General features: G+C 59.8%; 13 protein-coding genes and 1 tRNA gene. 4 read left to right on the forward strand and 10 right to left on the reverse strand.

Annotation, left to right across the window (positions count from 1 at the left end; genetic code table 11):
* Positions 1 to 112: 112 nt before the first annotated feature.
* On the reverse strand, positions 113 to 550 hold the full coding sequence (locus OKW37_RS16225; RefSeq protein ID WP_429405287.1) for an acyl-CoA thioesterase: 438 nt from the start codon (positions 548 to 550) through the stop codon (positions 113 to 115).
* A 989-nt stretch (positions 551 to 1539) separates the two neighbouring features.
* Here OKW37_RS16225 and OKW37_RS16230 point away from each other — a divergent pair.
* Positions 1540 to 1713, forward strand: a complete 174-nt coding sequence (locus OKW37_RS16230; protein WP_429509879.1) for a hypothetical protein — start codon at positions 1540 to 1542, stop codon at positions 1711 to 1713.
* Between the two features lie 329 nt (positions 1714 to 2042).
* The gene (locus OKW37_RS16235) at positions 2043 to 2711 is read left to right on the forward strand and encodes a GntR family transcriptional regulator (RefSeq protein ID WP_429405284.1); all 669 of its coding nucleotides are present in this window, start codon (positions 2043 to 2045) and stop codon (positions 2709 to 2711) included.
* A gap of 58 nt (positions 2712 to 2769) precedes the next feature.
* Here the strand turns inward: OKW37_RS16235 and OKW37_RS16240 are convergent, their stop codons facing one another.
* Complete coding sequence (locus OKW37_RS16240; protein ID WP_429405282.1) at positions 2770 to 4080, reverse strand: MFS transporter; 1311 nt, start codon at positions 4078 to 4080, stop codon at positions 2770 to 2772.
* Positions 4081 to 4291: 211 nt separating this feature from the next.
* Positions 4292 to 5137, reverse strand: a complete 846-nt coding sequence (locus OKW37_RS16245) for a class II aldolase/adducin family protein (protein WP_429405280.1) — start codon at positions 5135 to 5137, stop codon at positions 4292 to 4294.
* 164 nt (positions 5138 to 5301) lie between these two features.
* Here OKW37_RS16245 and OKW37_RS16250 point away from each other — a divergent pair, with 164 nt between their 5' ends.
* Both OKW37_RS16250 and OKW37_RS16255 read left to right on the forward strand, forming a co-directional pair.
* Positions 5302 to 6216 carry a LysR substrate-binding domain-containing protein gene (locus OKW37_RS16250; RefSeq protein ID WP_429405278.1) on the forward strand — a complete coding sequence of 305 codons (915 nt, stop codon included), beginning with the start codon at positions 5302 to 5304 and terminating at the stop codon, positions 6214 to 6216.
* 56 nt (positions 6217 to 6272) lie between these two features.
* Positions 6273 to 6947: a GntR family transcriptional regulator gene (locus OKW37_RS16255; protein ID WP_429405276.1), complete on the forward strand. Its 675-nt coding sequence runs from the start codon at positions 6273 to 6275 to the stop codon at positions 6945 to 6947.
* Positions 6948 to 7001: 54 nt separating this feature from the next.
* Here OKW37_RS16255 and ilvC read toward each other — a convergent pair whose 3' ends face one another.
* The 7 genes from ilvC to OKW37_RS16290 form a co-directional block, all read right to left on the reverse strand.
* The gene (gene ilvC / locus OKW37_RS16260) at positions 7002 to 8015 is read right to left on the reverse strand and encodes a ketol-acid reductoisomerase (protein ID WP_429408381.1); all 1014 of its coding nucleotides are present in this window, start codon (positions 8013 to 8015) and stop codon (positions 7002 to 7004) included.
* Positions 8016 to 8074: 59 nt separating this feature from the next.
* Positions 8075 to 9073, reverse strand: coding sequence for a PDR/VanB family oxidoreductase (locus OKW37_RS16265; protein WP_429405274.1), 999 nt, complete (start codon positions 9071 to 9073; stop codon positions 8075 to 8077).
* A 67-nt stretch (positions 9074 to 9140) separates the two neighbouring features.
* Positions 9141 to 10682, reverse strand: a complete 1542-nt coding sequence (locus tag OKW37_RS16270; protein ID WP_429405272.1) for a Rieske 2Fe-2S domain-containing protein — start codon at positions 10680 to 10682, stop codon at positions 9141 to 9143.
* A 1776-nt stretch (positions 10683 to 12458) separates the two neighbouring features.
* Positions 12459 to 12552, reverse strand: a tRNA-Ser gene (locus tag OKW37_RS16275).
* 180 nt (positions 12553 to 12732) lie between these two features.
* Positions 12733 to 13983: an aspartate kinase gene (locus tag OKW37_RS16280; RefSeq protein ID WP_090800687.1), complete on the reverse strand. Its 1251-nt coding sequence runs from the start codon at positions 13981 to 13983 to the stop codon at positions 12733 to 12735.
* 415 nt (positions 13984 to 14398) lie between these two features.
* Positions 14399 to 15874, reverse strand: coding sequence for a tRNA lysidine(34) synthetase TilS (gene tilS / locus OKW37_RS16285; RefSeq protein ID WP_429405270.1), 1476 nt, complete (start codon positions 15872 to 15874; stop codon positions 14399 to 14401).
* Positions 15875 to 15927: 53 nt separating this feature from the next.
* Positions 15928 to 16899: an acetyl-CoA carboxylase carboxyltransferase subunit alpha gene (locus tag OKW37_RS16290; RefSeq protein WP_184057263.1), complete on the reverse strand. Its 972-nt coding sequence runs from the start codon at positions 16897 to 16899 to the stop codon at positions 15928 to 15930.
* Positions 16900 to 16980: the final 81 nt, after the last annotated feature.

Genomic DNA, 16980 nt, shown 5'->3' on the forward strand with positions numbered 1-16980 from the left:
ACAGGTTTGTCGCAGGTCGGGATAGTCCCCTCGCTCGGCTCGCCTCCCACAATCGCTACGTCGAGATAAACACGCGGCCTGTGCCCCATTTGCGTCTGCGCCAACAGCGATGTCAGACAACGAGTGCAGCAAGTGCGGAGCGCATCGGCTCAAGCAACGGCACCGGCCGTCGCGTGTCGCGATCGACGTACACGTGCACGAAATGCCCCTGCGCGGCGGGCGACGCGTCACGGGTCGCGAACAGGCCAATCTCGTAGCGCACGCTCGACGCCCCAAGCCGCGCGACGCGCAGCCCCGCATCGACCTGTTGCGGAAACGCGATCGGCGAAAAATAGTTGCATTTCGTCTCGACGACGAGACCGATCGTCCGGCCGCGCTCGAAGTCGAGCACACCGGCACCGACCAGATACTCGTTGACGACAGTGTCGAAATAGCTGTAGTAGACGACGTTGTTCACGTGCCCATACACGTCGTTGTCCATCCATCGAGTTGGGATCTTCAGGAAGTGCAGATACGCATCGCGTGCACGCGGTTGGGGCTTTTCAGACATGGCAATAGCTATCGAAAGTCAGAACGGTTCAGTTAGATGATCGTCTTTGGTCGCAAGCGCCGGATGTTGGCTCGCGACATACCGTGGCCGAGGGCACAATCGGAGGCCGCTAGCAGTAGAAGCGCAGAGGTAGAGACGAACACCCCCTCTTGACGAAGAACGTTTTCTAGCGGCAACGCCATGGCCAGGACGAGCACCACCACCGCTTGCACGCACACTTGCGTGACAAGTCCGCTCGAATAGCCGTCGTCGCAGTACAAGTCGGCCAGGCGCCTAACAAAACCGCTCGACCAGGGCCGTGCCGATGACGCGCCATTCGCTCACCGTATTCGCCGCGCCGGAGGCCAAGTCGTTTATGGAGCCATGCAACGCTTACGCCATCATCTTATCGGAGTTAAGTTTCGCACAATCAGGGTATTCCCGACAGCTCTCGTCGGTACCCGCGCTGGCAGACGCGTGTGGCGCGACGTGACCGGGGATGATTTTGGGCGCGGCTCGAACGACGTACATTGCGCAATCAACTTAAGCCGAGCGCACTCGCATTCTTGCGGGCATTAGGCGGTGGCTGGGATGCCACGGCTGTTAACTCGGCATTCCATCATCACGCAAGAGAACGATGATTTTTGGTGGCATATTTTCGGAGCTGGGTGACCGTCGCGAGGCGCCGGTAAAGCGATATGAACTCGAACCGCTGCTGTGCGCTGTAGTACTGGCGCCCCCATGAGGCGCGAGTTCGCTTAGGAAGATCGAGGCGTTTACCGACGAGCGGCTGGAGCAGCCGATTCAACTGGTCGATACAAAATGGCGCAAGGCACCACGCTGGATGACATTCGGACGGGTTCTTGTTGGAAATAGAAGACAACGAACTGGAGATCGTGACTCCTGCCTAGGCTCATCGCAGTAGCCGCGCCGCCGGCCGCCCGGTAGTTCATCGCAATCGACGGCAACTGAAGCGCCTTACGTGCGCTGATCTCGCAGCGAGGCAAATGGTGTCAGCCTTCGATCAGAATGATCTGATTGTGCTCGGCCGCGTTGAAGTGTCGAAGAAGTTCAACGAAATCGCGGCTGCACAGGCATTGATTGAATCGATGGTGCTTCCTGGCCGCGTGTTCACACTGGATACGCCGCATTGCCCCAAAAAACTCTGGCGCTTGCTTTGCTAAGGGCGTGCATGGACTCGTGCATGTCAAGAGAAACCAGCCGAAATTACAGGTCGCATGCGAGGATCGGGAAAGAAAATCCGGTCTCGCCGATCAGCGTCGCAGGGCTAGTTTTGGCCGGTTGGGATAAGGCCAATAGAAACCTCGGAATCTTCATTGCGCGTAGCTCTCCGTAACGGACGAGGCGGGATATCGTGTTCAGAACTCCGTATCCATTGTAGGTTCGCATAACGAACACGTCGTCCTAGGTAAACACCGATGGCGCGGTTCGACTTGCTTCACCTGGCGCCTAGCGGTAATCTCACTGTATTCGGTATACGTGAAAGGCATTCATGTCACTGGTTAAACTCAAGGCGCGCACCGACTATGTAGACGAGGTGTACAAAGTACTGCTCGACGCCATCAGCGACGGCTCTCTGGCGCCAGGGAGCCGCCTCACGCAGGAGGAAATCGCTGCCGAACTGGAAGTGTCGCGCTCCCCTGTTCTTCAGGCGCTGCGCCTGTTGAAAAAAGACGGACTCGTGCTCGACGCACCGGGGCGCGGTCTGCTGGTCGCGCCGCTCGATGCCACGTGGATTGCCAATCTCTACGAGATTCGTGGCGCTATCGATGCGTTGGCCGCCCGCCTTGCGGCGACCAGGTGCGTCAAGCTCGACAAGAGCCTGATCACGAATGGCCGGCGCGCGTCGAAAAGCGGCGACGTGAAAGCACTGATCGAAGCAGACGTCGCATTTCATTCGGCCATCTACTCTGCGTCCGGCAACCCGCTGATTGCAGAGACCGCACATCTGCATTGGGTTCATTTGCGTCGCGTAATGGGTGCGGTGCTTCAGGCCTCAGCGCAACGTAAAACGATCTGGGACGAGCACGCTGCCATCTTCGATGCGATCGCGAATGAAGACGCCGATAAGGCCGCGGCATTGAGCGAGCAACATACGCAACTTGCGCGGCACAATCTCGTCGCGCGCATCGATGAGATGCTGGCCGCTCGGCAGGCCTAAGACGGCGGCTGCAAGCCGCCGCTGATTCCATAGGCTGTGCTCTGGCACTCGCTATTCCTCAGCTCCGCCGCTGGCTGTTCACCAGCTTCGCCGGCACCGCGAACACCATGGCGCTTCCGATCAGCAGACTCACCGCCAGACCCAGCACACCACTGGCCGTCGATCCGGTGATCGTCTGCAGGAATCCGATCACGGATGGACTGACCACGCCGGAAATGCTTCCGACAGAATTGGCAAGCGCGAGCCCGGCCGCGGCTGCAGCGCCACTGCAAATGGCGGGAGGAAGGACCCAAAACTGGGAGATCGTCGTCATCACACCCATCGTGCCAATCGTCAGCGCTATCATCGCGATCTGCGTTGAGTGAGCGAACTCAACACTGAAGAAGAGGCCCGCGGCACCGATCACGCCCGGCAGCGCGAGATGCCAGCGGCGTTCGCCGCGCGCATCCGCGCTCTGGCTCACCAGCACCATTGCGACGACGGCCGCAGCATAGGGAACGGCAGTCAATAGACCGATATTCATCGTATCGGCCACACCTGATGCCTTGATCAGCGTCGGCAGCCAGAAACTCACGCCATACAACCCCATCGTGAAAAAGAAATAGATCGCACTTAGCAGCAGAATCTTCGGGTTGAGCAGGCCGTCCCTGACCGAATGGAGGCTGTGTTCGGGCTTCTCTGCGCGCAGATTGCTCTCGATCATCGTCTTCTGTGAATCGCTGAGCCACTTAGCGTCGGCGACCTTGTCGTCGAGAAAGAAGAATGCGAGCACACCGAAGATCGCTGTCGGCACGCCTTCGAGAAGAAAGAGCCATTGCCAGCCAGCAAGGCCATGCGCGCCGCTCAGGTGCGTCATGATCAGCCCAGACAGCGGCCCACCCACCACGCCGGACATCGGGATACCAGTGAGGAATAGCGCCGTGACCTTGCTGCGGCGCGAAGCCGGGAACCAGTAGGTCAGATACAGAAGAATCGCGGGAATGAAACCCGCTTCGGCGACGCCAAGCAGAAAACGCATGACGTAGAAACTGGTGGGCGTCGACACGAACATCATGCCTGCCGATACCAACCCCCACGTAACCATGATACGCGCGATCCAGCGTCGCGCGCCGACCCGTAGAAGTATCAGATTGCTAGGCACTTCGAACAGCAGATAGCCGACAAAGAAGACGCTGGCGCCCAGACCGTAGACAGCATCGCTCAGACCGAGATCTTTCAGCATTTGCAGCTTGGCAAAGGCAACGTTGATCCGGTCGAGGTATGCACACAAGTAGCATAGAAAGAGAAACGGCAGCAAACGCCACATCACTTTCGTGTAGGTGGACGCTTCCTCACTGCCAAACACTGCGGCGGGACTCGAGTAACTCATGTTTTGTCTCCTGTGACGACCAAAGCTGACGCGTTAGCGTCTTGCTCTGGTCCCATGCAACATTGGTGTTGCTGGTGGAAGTCCAGCATTGGCGCTGTGCGCTCTTCTCGCTGCCGTCCTCTAAGCGGCCATTGCCACATGGTGTCCCATGGCCGCGTCGATCGTGCTTAGGTCAAACGCCCTCGCAATACGCCAGGCGCTCGCGGCCTCGTCAGTCAAACATGTCCGGCTGACTTGCCACCAAGTCGCTCCAGATCGTCTGAAAATGCAACCAGCCGATGTAGTCACTGCCGACATGTTCGCGGCTATAGCGCGCACGTTCCGGTATCACGAGTTTGGGAGCCGCGCCGGTCGCCTCGATCATCAGTTGCTGCTGGCAGCAACGTTCGAGCGCGATGAACCAGAACGCGGCGGACTCGATGCTGTGACGGCTCGCGGTCAGCAGTCCATGGTTCTGGTGGATCGCCGCCTTGACCCCTGCAAAGGCGTTCGCGACGCGATTGCCGCCCTTCACTTCGACAGCGACCTTGCCGGCTTCATCACCGATCACGACATGGTCTTCGTAGAACGCGGCGGCGTCCTGTGAAATCGGTTCGAGTTTTTTGCCGAGCGACGCGAATGCGGTGCCGTACACCGTGTGCGCATGACACATCGCGACGATGTCCTGGTGCAACTCGTGCACGGCCGCATGCAGAACGAAGCCCGCACGATTGATTGCATACTTGCCCTCCACGACATTGCCCTCGTGGTCCGCGCAGATCAAGTTCGACACTTTCACCTGCGCGAAATGAACGGCCATGGGATTGGTCCAGTACAGCGAAGGATTCTCCGGATCCCGTACCGTGAGGTGGCCCGCGAAACCATAGTCGAAGCCTTGCAGCGCGAATGCACGGCAAGCGCCGACAAGACGCTCCTTCAAATGCTGGCGATGCGCCGACGGCGAATCGAACGCGGGCTGTTCCGGAAAAATAAGCCCTTTCTGATCGGGCTGATAGATCGATACCTTGCCGGGCTTCACGATCGGCTCCTGGCGCCCTTCGATGATAGCGTCTGACATTGCATGCTCCTTGATGAGTTGAGGATTATTGGTGGCGAAGTTGGCGACGAACCTTCTTCGCGGCTGATTGGCTTATTGATGAGTGATCTTCGCGTTCGCCGATGTCATTGACAAACGATGACTGTTCATAGAAAGATGAACCACATTCATCCTTTGGTGGAACGATGAGACGGATCCCGAACTTCGTGTTGCTCAGAGCGTTCGAAGCGGCGGCGCGACTGCAGAGCTTCACGCTTGCGGCGGAGGAACTGCATCTCACGCAGTCGGCAATCAGCCATCAGGTGAAAGAGCTGGAGGAGTATTTCGGCCGCAAGCTGTTTCATCGGCGCAACCGACGTATCGAAACCACGTCGGAAGGCTCCCGCTTGCAAGAAAGCCTTGGGCGCGTGTTCGACGTGATCGAAGCGGCGTGCAACGAAGTCTCGTTGTCGCCCAATGCACAGATACTCGCCGTTCATGCCGCACCGAGCTTTGCGGCCAAATGGCTCGGACCGCGCCTGCCCGAGTTCATGCAGACTCATCCGGACATCACGATCCGGCTCACGTCAGGTCCAGACCCGGTCGACATGACGCAGCTGCACGAGGTCGATATCGCGATCTCCTACGGCTTTGCGAGAGAACGTCCTGGCATCGCGACGCTTGGGTTAGGCCCGGAGCGCATCGTGCCGCTTTGTTCGCCATCGCTGCTTAAAGCCGGCGTGCCCGTTAGGCAGTTGATCGGTGAGTTGACGTTGATCGATTCACAATTAAGCCGAGTCACCTGGGCCGACTGGTTTGCGCTGAATGGCCTTGCGCTGCCCGCGCGTCCACGGCCTTCTTTCGATCGAGCCGCGCTCGCGCTGTCCGCAGCCGTCGACGGTATGGGCGTCGCGCTCGAATCGGTGCGGCTTGCTGAGCGCGAACTATCGCGCGGAGACCTGATCGAACTCGGCGCAGCCGAGTTCAGGCCGCTTGCGCGGGACACACATTTTCTGTCGTTCCGCACCAGCGAGAAGAACATCGAGAAAGTACGCCTGTTTCGCGAATGGTTGCTCACACGCACAGGTAATACCGTCGTCCCTGACGTGGAGGCCGGTTGACGCGCACGCGCCCATGACTGTATGCTGAACTCCGTATACAAACAAAGGGCGTCATCATGGTTGCGAAACTGCTGAAGATTCAGGCTCGCACCGATTTCGTCGACGAGGTCTACGGCGCACTCGTCAATGCTATTTGCGATGGATCGCTCGCGCCGGGCGTGCGTATCACGCAGGAAGAAATCGCCGATCAGCTCGCCGTTTCACGCTCGCCCGTGTTGCAGGCATTGCGCCTGTTGAAGAAAGATGGCCTGATTAAGGATGCGCCGGGCCGAGGCGTGCTCGTTGCACCGCTCGGAGAAGATTCTCTCGCTCACATCTATCAAATTCGCGGCAGCATCGACTCGCTTGCCGCGCGCCTTGCCGCCCAGCGCCGCGCCGTGCTAAATCCGGCGTTAATCGAACGTGGACGGCATTCGTCACACGACGGCGACGTGCACGCGATGATTGACGCCGACATCGCATTCCATTTTGCCGTGTATGCGGCATCGGGCAACCCGCTCATCGCGGAGACGGCGCGTGTTCACTGGGTGCATTTGCGCCGCGTGATGGGCGCCATGTTGCAGGTAGCCGGGCAGCGTGCGTCCATCTGGGAGGAACATGCGTCGATCGCCAGAGCGATTGCCGAAGGCAATGTGAAAATTGCGATGGAGTTGTCAGAGTTTCATACCGCCCGTGCTTTTGAACATCTTCGGACAGGGCTTCAGGACGTGATCTCAACAGTGCATTCCTGAGGAGATGGCCGGATTGCTCAGCAATCCGGCCTATCGCAAAGCAACGCGTGGCCCTTAGTTGCGCGACTTATCGACAAGCGCGCCTTTCGTAATCCACGGCATCATCGCGCGCAATTTGGCGCCGACTTTCTCGATCGGATGCTCTGCCGTCAGACGCCTTTTGGCCTGCAATGTGGGCGCTCCGGCGCGGTTCTCGAGAATGAAGCTCTTCGCGTATTCGCCCGTCTGGATATCGCCCAGAATCCGCTTCATCGCTTTGCGCGTTTCGTTCGTCACAATGCGTGGCCCCGCCATGTATTCACCGAACTCGGCATTGTTGGAAATGCCGTAGTTCATGTTGACGATGCCACCTTCGTAGATCAGATCGACGATCAGCTTCACTTCATGCAGGCATTCGAAATACGCCATCTCCGGCGCGTAACCCGCCTCGACCAGTGTCTCGAAGCCAGCCTTGATCAGGTCCACGGTGCCGCCGCACAAGACCGCCTGCTCGCCGAACAGATCTGTCTCGGTCTCTTCTCTGAAGCTCGTTTCGATGATTCCGGCACGTCCTCCACCGTTGGCGGCCGCATAGGCGAGCGCCACACTGCGCGCCGTGCCCGATGCGTCCTGCGCGACGGCGATCAGATGCGGCACGCCACCGCCTTGCGCATAAGTGCTGCGAACTGTGTGCCCTGGCGCCTTGGGCGCGATCATTACAACATCGAGATCTGGGCGCGGCACAACCTGACCGTAGTGAATGTTAAAACCGTGCGCGAAACCGAGTGTCGCGCCCTGCCGTGCGTGAGGTTCGACTTCCGCTCGATACACTTCGGCGATGTGCTCGTCCGGCAGCAGCATCATGACGATGTCCGCATCTTTCACGGCGTCGGCAACATGCCGCACAGCCAGACCCGCCTTTTCCGCCTTGATCCACGACGGCCCCTTGCGCAAGCCGACGGTCACGTCAATACCGCTGTCTTTTAGATTCAAGGCATGGGCGTGGCCTTGCGAGCCATAGCCAATGATGGCGACACGCCTGTTCTTCAGAAGCGAGAGATCGGCGTCTTTGTCGTAGAAGATCTTCATTGATGTTCCGGTTGATTGAGTTAGCGTCCACGACCCGTGACGGTGCGCGACATTGCTCGTTAGAGATCGAGCACCAGCAGTTTGCTGACTGCCCGCGATACGCAAGGCGTCAGGTATTCGGTCTTCTCGTCGTCGCCTAGAATGAAGTCGTTGTGATCCACTTCGCCCTCGAGGTAGCGGACCTTGCAGGTTGCGCACAAGCCGGCACAGCAGGATGTTTCGATAGCGACGCCCGCTTCCTGCAATGCGTCCGTAATCGGTTGACCCGGCCGGACACGGATTGTCTGCCCAGTACTGGCAATGCGCACATCGAAGCATTCCGAGATTTCTTCGCCCGTCGCCGGTACGGCTGGCCGCTCTGGCGCCTTGAAATGCTCGAAGTGCACCGTGCCTGCGGGCCAGTGCGCGGTTGCGGCCGCACACGCCTTCATGAAGCCGCCAGGACCGCAGTAGTAAATGTGCGCGCCGTGCGACGGCTTGCTCAGCAGCCGCTCAATGTCGAGGCCGGCAGCGGGATCGCCGCCGTCGAAGTGATAGTACAGATGACCCGCTTCGCGCAGTGTCTTGAACTCGCCGCTAAATGCCGCACACGACGCATCGCGCGCGCAGTAGTGCAATTCGTAGTCGATACCAAGTTTTTCCAGTTCATGCGCCATCGACTTCAGAGGTGTGACGCCGATCCCGCCAGCAAGCAGAATCACCTTCTCCGCATCTCGGACAAGTGCAAAGTTGTTGCGCGGCCGGCTCACGCGCACAGTGTCTTGCACGCGTAGTTTCTGATGCAGCGTTTTGGACCCGCCACGCCCGTTCTCGTCTTTCAGTACCGCAATCACGTAACGATGCCGCTCGGCAGGATCGTTGCAAAGCGAGTATTGACGAATCAGCCCATCGCCGAGATCAACGTCGATGTGTGCGCCTGCATCAAAAGCGGGCAGGTCGCTGCCCTCGGCATCGACGAACTCATACGAGTTGATGCCCTTGCCTTCGAACCGTATCTGACGCACCTGCAATTCGAGCGTGCGGCTGCCGTGCGCGGCCACGGCTTCTTCGGTTTCCATTTCATGCTCCTGCATAATTCAGGGCCATGACACGCAATGTCCGCGCATCATGTACCCGTAGTCGTCGTTAGCCCTTGATCGAACGCTCCAACTCGTCGAACCGCGCCTTCACGAACTCGCTGCGCTCCTTGCCCTTGAGGCTCTCGCTTTCCGTGAGAATCGCGACGATGCGCTTTGTCACTGCGCGTCGTTGCGCGACTTCCTGTTCGACCGTCTCCCCTTCCTGAATGTCGAATACGTTGCCTGAGCAGTAACTGTTCGGCGCACCGCCCTGCTGCCGAAACCACTCGGCGAACTCCCGTGCCGACGCGGCAGGGTTTGTTCCACGCACTGCGTCGCGCAGCATCTTGCGGAACTGATAGGGACCCGCGTCGAACTTCGTTGGGTTTTCGAGTGCATGTACAGCAATCGGGCGCTGACTGATGATCGCCTCGTAGTCACCCGGTGCGTATTGCGCGCTCTTATAGTTCGACCGCTCCCGATGATTCGGCGGGATGGGCGGCAGATCTTCGAGCTTGTATTGCCCGAAGCGCTCGGGACGCCGCATCGCCACCTGGCCGTCGAGAAAGTCGATGCTCTCGTAGCCGACAAGATCTTTCCGGCCGACGCCGCGCGTGTCGATACCCGGGCCCATCACGCGCCAGCCGATCATCTTGCTGTTCTCGTCATCGACAGGCACGGTCCAGCGGATGATATGGAAACGGCTGAAGAGCTTCTTCGCCGAGCCGTCTTCCGACGTGTAGGCATGCAGGCTCAGGTTCGGGAGCACCTGATGCTGAACGCGCACGAACAGACGGTCCTTGTCGACGCGGCGCGCGCCCGCGCAAGCCAAGCTGCGGCCCTGCTGCACCGGCACGAAGTGCATGTCCGGCGCAACTTCCATGGAAGCCGCGCCGACTTCGTCGAAGGTCGTCTGCTGAAAATTGCCGTTCACGACATTCTTCGCTGCATGCAGCGCGGTCGGATGGAAGTTGTCTGCGGCGTTGTCCTGGACCTGCAGCCAGTTGCAATGCTGGAAATTGCTGTACGGCACGAGTTCGTCGCCCGGCAACACGGTGAAATCGCCCTCCCACTCGGGAAACGGCGGCTCCGCATCGGGCGGTCCCATGTATGCGAATACGAGCCCGTGGCGTTCCACCGCCTTGTACGCACCCTGCTGGATTGAGCACGCATAGCGCTCGGCTTCTTTCTCTTCTCCCTTTGGATAGGGCACGTGAAGGCACGTGCCGTCGACGTCGAAAACCATGCCGTGATAGCAGCACTTGATCCCACGTTCTTGGATCGCGCCATATTCGAGCGATGCGCCCCGATGCACGCAGTGCGCGTGCAGCACGCCGACGCGGCCGCTGCCGTCGCGGAACGCGACCAGTTCTTCCCCGAGGATCTTCAAAAAGCGCGGGGTATCGGTGAGTTCTATCGACATACAGACGGGATGCCAGAACGCGCGCATGAATTCGCCCATCGGCGTGCCCGGGCCCGTTTCGGTGAGTTCCGGATCGTGGCCGGGCACTTTACTCGTGTAGTAACCACCAAACGGAATCAACTTCTTCACGGTCGGTGCGCCACCGCCGCTCTTCTGCCCGTCCAGCTTGTCAGATTTAACGCTCATGGTGATTTCTCCAGTGTTTTAACAGGGGCTTTGTTCGAACTAAGTATTTCGGCCTCAGGTTCAGCTCTCTGTACTCTGTATACAGAGTACGAAACTATAGGGCCGTTGTCTCTATGGGTAAACACTGGGATGACCGATGCAAACGTGTGTCGGATCGGTGGCGGGCCTAGAGATCTAGGGTCCCAGCCGGTCGTGCATGCGGACATCACCGGCCGGCGGCGAAGAGGCATCATCACGCGAAGGCCAGTCCGACTGCGGCGCAGACGAACTATTGGGGCACGGCCTCGGTTCTCGAGAGAAAAATCCTTTTCGCACTCGCCGGTCGAGATACCGTGCATGAAGTCTTTTTTATTGACGGCGCCCCGGCCGCCCATAGCCGCGGCATAGGGGACTGCAAATATCGCGAGGCAGCCTGATGGTTTCTGTGCTGCAGCGATAACGTTTGGAACTCCATTTCCGGCTAGGTAGGTGGTTGGCCGCCGATTTTTTATGTTTCGATCGCCGACCAGTCAAAGAGGCCAAGATCAACATGATGCTCCCGCCGGATGAGCGTATCGCGGTGCGTATCGTGATGAGATTGAACCGAATGTACGAATGGCGCGGTGCTCGGCTTTGCCAACGGCTTGAATACCCCTACTGAAGACATCCCACCGCGACCTTCTCCCCACCTACGACCGAGTAGCGTCTTCGCGACAACGTAGAGAAATGGTTCTAGAGGAACGCCTTTGAGTACGCTGACGAGTACATCGGTGACCACTTATGCTGGGACTCTCCTTTATTTTCAATGGCATAGAAATATTATGTGAGTCCTCTCCTGCTCGAAGCTTAAGCGGTACAAATTAATCAGCAATCCACATTAATTCTCAAACTCAATGGCAAAACAGAAATGATTACCCGACACTGACATGCAATGAAACGCGTCCCCAAGTACTCGGTATCTCAGCAGCCAACTCGATAGGCGCATGCCTTGGTTGCAACTCGTCGGCAGTCATCGCGACGCCCGCCGGCAATGTGCTTTCCCTAGCGCGCATGGCCGACGACATATCGTCATGTTTGTCCTTGCTACTCGCAAGGCGAGGGGGATAGTCGGCCCGGCCTTGGACTCATTCGTTGTCGCTGCTCGATGAATTGAGTCCGATCGCATGCGTCCCGGAGCTCCTCGTCGCGGACGTGACCGAGATGTCGCTCAACGATTTCCTTGTCAGACTCAACGCGCTCTAGAATGAGAGTACGACCAGTGGAGAGGAAACCATGAGCCATCATTTCTTGCCCCAAAGACCCGCGGATCCGCAGCGCTGCGTCAATAGTACCGTCCAACATGGACAGACCGGTTTTGTGGCTCGATAAAACGCGTCCCTCTGGTCCGATCAGTAGATACAAGTCCCAGAGGATTAAACGGCCTCCTTCACTACGCAACCGCCGGAATCTAGGTCCACGACTCACGATCTCGAGAGCTTTGCGCTGCTTTGTGCGCTCGCGCTAGTCGACGACGCTTTCGATCCGCTTCTTGTTCATCAGTTCGCAGTTCCGCCCGACGCTTCCTCCCTGCAGCCAGCCACCCTCACGCAGTTGCGCTTCGCTCGCCGTGATCAATTCGCGGCGGGGCTTTCACAAGAGTGCGCCCATATTCGACGCGCAAAGAAAAAGGCCCTGTCCACCGAAACGGACAGGGCCTTTTTTCTTTACTGCGCCACATTTCCCCGCATGGGTAGAAACGTGGGTACCGCATGTTCCGCCTTATGAAGCGCTTTAAAATCAAGCACTTACAGACCAGATTGGCGGAGACGGAGGGATTCGAACCCTCGATCCAGGTTTTGGCCCAGATGCTCCCTTAGCAGGGGAGTGCCTTCGACCTCTCGGCCACGTCTCCCAAACTTTCTGTCGCACAGGGAGTCAGTGCGACGAAGCCAAGATCATAGCGGGCCGGGCCGATAAGGTCAATGTCTGACGAACATTATTTGTGCCAACGTGGCGTCTCATCACGCAATTCATTCACATGAACGCCACAAAACAAACAGGACGCTCTAGAGCGCCCCGTTTTTCCCGCCACTTATGCCTGATCGAGTTCGAAGGCCTTATGCAGCGCGCGTACCGCGAGCTCCATGTACTTTTCGTCGATCAACACCGAAATCTTGATTTCCGAGGTCGAGATCATCTGAATGTTGATGCCCTCTTCCGACAGCGTGCGGAACATCTTGCTGGCGATGCCGACGTGCGAGCGCATCCCGACGCCGACCACCGACACCTTCGACACCTTCGGGTCGCCCAGCACCTGCTCGGCCTGGACGTGCGCCTTTACCGTGCCGGTGAGGATTTCCATTGCACGCGCATAGTCGCCGCGGCCAACCGTGAACGTGAATGCCGTCTTGCCCTCGACGCTCTGGTTCTGGATGATCATGTCGACATCGATATTCGCGTCCGCCACCGGGCCGAGAATCTGATACGCGATGCCCGGCTTGTCGGGCACGCCCATCACGGCGATACGAGCTTCGTCGCGCTGGAACGCGATACCCGAGATGACTGCTTTTTCCATGGTCTCGTCTTCTTCAAAAGTAATCAGGGTGCCCGACTTCATTTCTTCGTCGAGTGGCATCAGCGGATCGGTCAGGCTCGACAGCACGCGCGTTTTCACCTGATATTTGCCGGCGAATTCCACCGAGCGGATCTGCAGCACCTTCGAACCCAGGCTGGCCATTTCCAGCATTTCTTCGAACGTCACGCGGTCGAGCCGGCGCGCTTCTTCAACGACGCGCGGGTCCGTCGTGTACACACCGTCGACGTCCGTGTAGATCAGGCACTCGTCGGCCTTCAGCGCGGCCGCGACCGCGACTGCCGACGTGTCCGAGCCGCCGCGGCCGAGCGTCGTGATGTGGCCGTCCGGGTCAATGCCCTGGAAGCCGGTGATCACGACCACCTTGCCGGCTGCGAGGTCTTGCATGACGCGCTCGCCGTCGATGTCGCTGATGCGCGCTTTCGTAAACGCGCTATCGGTCTTGACCGGCACCTGCCAGCCTGCGTAGCTGACCGCTTCGACGCCGGCTTCCTGCAGCGCGATCGCGAGCAGACCCGAGCTGACCTGCTCGCCGGTGGCGGCGATCATGTCGAGTTCACGCGGGCTCGGTTGAGTCGTGATTTCTTTCGCGAGGCCAAGCAGGCGATTGGTTTCGCCGGACATTGCCGACGGCACGACGACCATCTGATGGCCGGCCTTGTGCCATTTCGCGACGCGCCTGGCGACGTTCTTGATGCGCTCGACCGAGCCCATCGAGGTGCCGCCGTATTTATGTACGATGAGTGCCATTGTCGTTCTGAACTGGAAGAGAAACCGCGCTGGCGCGCTGGAGACGACCGCACAGAAAGCACAGGGGCGCAACGTCTCGTGAACGGCGGCAAAGTGTGTGGCGGCGTAGATGCAGCACGCGTGCAGCACGCGCGGATTTGCCCGGGATGAAATCGCAAATGGCTGATCGGAATTGAACGGCGACGACGGATCACGCACGCCTGCCGGCACTAACGACCGATAGCGACAAAAGCGACGGCGAAATCGGGTCGGGCAAACAAGCTAAAGTACCTGATTAGGCGCAAAAAGACAAGACGCAACGAGCGCTCAAATGCGTCGAATCAGGCCTGCAATGGCCTGTTTTATCGTTGATTTGCGCCCTGTTTCACGCTTTCGACATCTGCACGCACGGCTTGCGCGACTGTCCGACCGGCGCTCAGGCGATCAGCAGATCCTCGCGCCAGACGATTTTCACGCACGCTTCGCGCTCCGGAGATGCGTCGCGCACGGTCCCGCGATTCACGCCGATCAGCGGCACGAACAGCAGTTCATCGCCAACGTAAAGCAATGGCACGTCGCGCTTCCATGCGGGAATGCCGCGCTCCTGAAACAGGTTCTTCAGCGTGCGGCTGGGCGTGTTCGGCACACCGATGCGCATGCGTTCTCCGCCGCGGCGCGCCCGCACGCTTAGAGAGGCTCGTTGCAGGACGCTGACGGGAACCATGTCGCATGCTTCGTTACGTGGCGCTGCGTGCGTTGCGTCGGCTACGTCGGAAGCAGCGGCTGCATCCACCATCGCGAACACGAACGTGCCGCGCCATTGCGGCAAATGCCAGATCTCTTGCCCTTGCCACGCGAGTTCACTGATCTCGCGCTCGACGAGCGCGGTTTCGTCGGCGGGTTCGCTGCTATCGCCGGCTTCCCAGTAGACGAGGCCGCGATAGCTGCGCAACGCATGCCCCGCATGATCGATGCGCAGCCGATGTCCGTCCTGCCCCGCTGCCACTTCGCGCAACTGCCGCAGTGCATCCGCGACACGCGCGCTCGATGCCGCGACGAAGCCGAGCGTACGCATCCAGTAGCGCAGCAGATTCAGCGCGCGATCGTCGTCGAGAGCGAGCAGCACGTCGTGCGCGAGGGCGCGTCCTTCATCGCGCGACGCGCTTTCCATATCGGCGCGCGCGAGCGTGTCGAGCAATCGCTGCGCCGATGCCGAATGCGCGGCCGTGCGCGCGAGCGCATCGCGATAGCCCGGGAAGTGCACCGCGAGCACCGGCATCACCTGATGACGCAAGGCGTTGCGCGCATAACGCGTGTCCGCGTTCGATTCGTCGTCGATCCAGCGCAGCTTGCGCGCGCTCGCATAGTGTTCGAGCTGCGCGCGCAGCAGATGCAAAAGCGGCCGCACGCGTGTCGTCGACGCACCTGTCGGCAGCGAGCCGGGCGCCATCGCCGCGAGACCCGCGAGCCCCGCGCCGCGCAGCAGTTGCAGCAGCACGGTCTCGGCCTGATCGTCCGCATGCTGCGCGAGCCATAGCGTGCCAATGCCGTGCGTTGCGCACATCGCTTCGAGCGCGCGATAACGCGCGTCGCGTGCCGCGGACTCGATGCTCAGGCCCGGCGCGCGCGAAACATCCACGCGTCGCGCGTCGAATTCGACGCCACGTTCGCGCGCGAAAGCCTCGCAGTGCGCGAGCCACGTATCGGCATGTGGACTCAAACCATGATGCACGTGCAGCGCGATACAGCGCGACGCACCCGCGACGCGCACCGCCGCATCGAGGAGCACGCTCGAATCGACGCCGCCGCTGAATGCCACCGCAATGCGCGCGTTCGAATCGAGCCCGGACAGCGCGGCGCCGAGCGCCTCGGTCACGAGGCGCTCGGCGGATGAGTCGGCGGTGGTGGTCACGTCGTTAGCGCGGAATGCGCCGGTGGACGAAAGAGACAGGCCAACGCGCGGGCTTATGCGCCCGGCGTCGTTTCCTTGAATTTGCCGTACGCCATCAGCCGTTGGAAACGGCGTTCGCGCAGGTCGTTGGTGCTCATACCCTGGAACTGGCGCAGCGAATCGGCGAGCGCACGGCGCAGCATCGCCGCCATGCCCTTCGGATCGCGATGCGCGCCGCCGAGCGGCTCGTTGACGATCTTGTCGATCAGACCGAGCGCCTTCAGACGATGCGCGGTCAGGCCGAGCGCCTCCGCTGCTTCCGGTGCCTTGGCGGCGCTTTTCCACAGGATCGATGCGCAGCCTTCCGGCGAGATCACCGAGTAGGTCGAGAACTGCAACATCAGCACGCTGTCGCCCACCGCGATAGCGAGTGCGCCGCCCGAGCCGCCCTCGCCGATGATCGTCGCGATCAGCGGCGTCTTCAGCTCGGCCATCACGTACAGATTGCGGCCGATCGCTTCGGACTGGCCCCGCTCTTCCGCGCCGATGCCCGGGTACGCGCCCGGCGTGTCGATGAACGTGAAGATCGGCAGGCCGAACTTCTCGGCGAGGCGCATCAGCCGCTCGGCCTTGCGATAGCCTTCCGGACGCGGCATGCCGAAGTTGCGCAGCGCGCGCTCCTTGGTGTCGCGGCCCTTCTGATGACCGATCACCATGCACGCCTGGCCGTTGAATCGCGCGAGACCGCCGACGATCGACAGATCGTCCGCGAAGTTGCGGTCGCCATGCAGTTCATGGAAGTCGGTGAACAGCTCGCTTACGTAATCGAACGTGTACGGACGCTGCGGATGACGGGCGATTTGCGAAACCTGCCACGGTGAGAGGTTCGCATACAGATCTTTGGTGAGCTGCTGGCTCTTCTTGGACAGCCGCTCGATCTCTTCCGAAATATCGACGGCCGAGTCGTCCTGCACGAAGCGCAATTCTTCGATCTTCGCTTCGAGTTCAGCGATCGGCTGTTCGAAATCCAGAAACGTGGTCTTCATTGGTTGTAATCCTTGGACTTACCGGGCAGCGCGTATTCTAACCGCGTGCGCCGATGTCAAAACCATTTCTCAACTATCGAT

The sequence above is a fragment of the Paraburkholderia sp. MM5482-R2 genome, assembly GCF_050436125.1.
In the GTDB taxonomy this organism is placed as follows: domain Bacteria; phylum Pseudomonadota; class Gammaproteobacteria; order Burkholderiales; family Burkholderiaceae; genus Paraburkholderia; species Paraburkholderia tuberum.

Excerpts from the sequence above, each read along its gene's own strand:
- OKW37_RS16255 (WP_429405276.1), top strand. The coding sequence starts at position 6,273 with ATGGTTGCGAAACTGCTGAAGATTCAGGCTCGCACCGATTTCGTCGAC.
- OKW37_RS16250 (WP_429405278.1), top strand. The coding sequence starts at position 5,302 with ATGAGACGGATCCCGAACTTCGTGTTGCTCAGAGCGTTCGAAGCGGCG.
- OKW37_RS16280 (WP_090800687.1), bottom strand. The coding sequence starts at position 13,983 with ATGGCACTCATCGTACATAAATACGGCGGCACCTCGATGGGCTCGGTC.
- OKW37_RS16245 (WP_429405280.1), bottom strand. The coding sequence starts at position 5,137 with ATGTCAGACGCTATCATCGAAGGGCGCCAGGAGCCGATCGTGAAGCCC.
- OKW37_RS16265 (WP_429405274.1), bottom strand. The coding sequence starts at position 9,073 with ATGGAAACCGAAGAAGCCGTGGCCGCGCACGGCAGCCGCACGCTCGAA.
- OKW37_RS16225 (WP_429405287.1), bottom strand. The coding sequence starts at position 550 with ATGTCTGAAAAGCCCCAACCGCGTGCACGCGATGCGTATCTGCACTTC.
- ilvC (WP_429408381.1), bottom strand. The coding sequence starts at position 8,015 with ATGAAGATCTTCTACGACAAAGACGCCGATCTCTCGCTTCTGAAGAAC.
- OKW37_RS16290 (WP_184057263.1), bottom strand. The coding sequence starts at position 16,899 with ATGAAGACCACGTTTCTGGATTTCGAACAGCCGATCGCTGAACTCGAA.
- OKW37_RS16235 (WP_429405284.1), top strand. The coding sequence starts at position 2,043 with ATGTCACTGGTTAAACTCAAGGCGCGCACCGACTATGTAGACGAGGTG.
- OKW37_RS16270 (WP_429405272.1), bottom strand. The coding sequence starts at position 10,682 with ATGAGCGTTAAATCTGACAAGCTGGACGGGCAGAAGAGCGGCGGTGGC.
- OKW37_RS16240 (WP_429405282.1), bottom strand. The coding sequence starts at position 4,080 with ATGAGTTACTCGAGTCCCGCCGCAGTGTTTGGCAGTGAGGAAGCGTCC.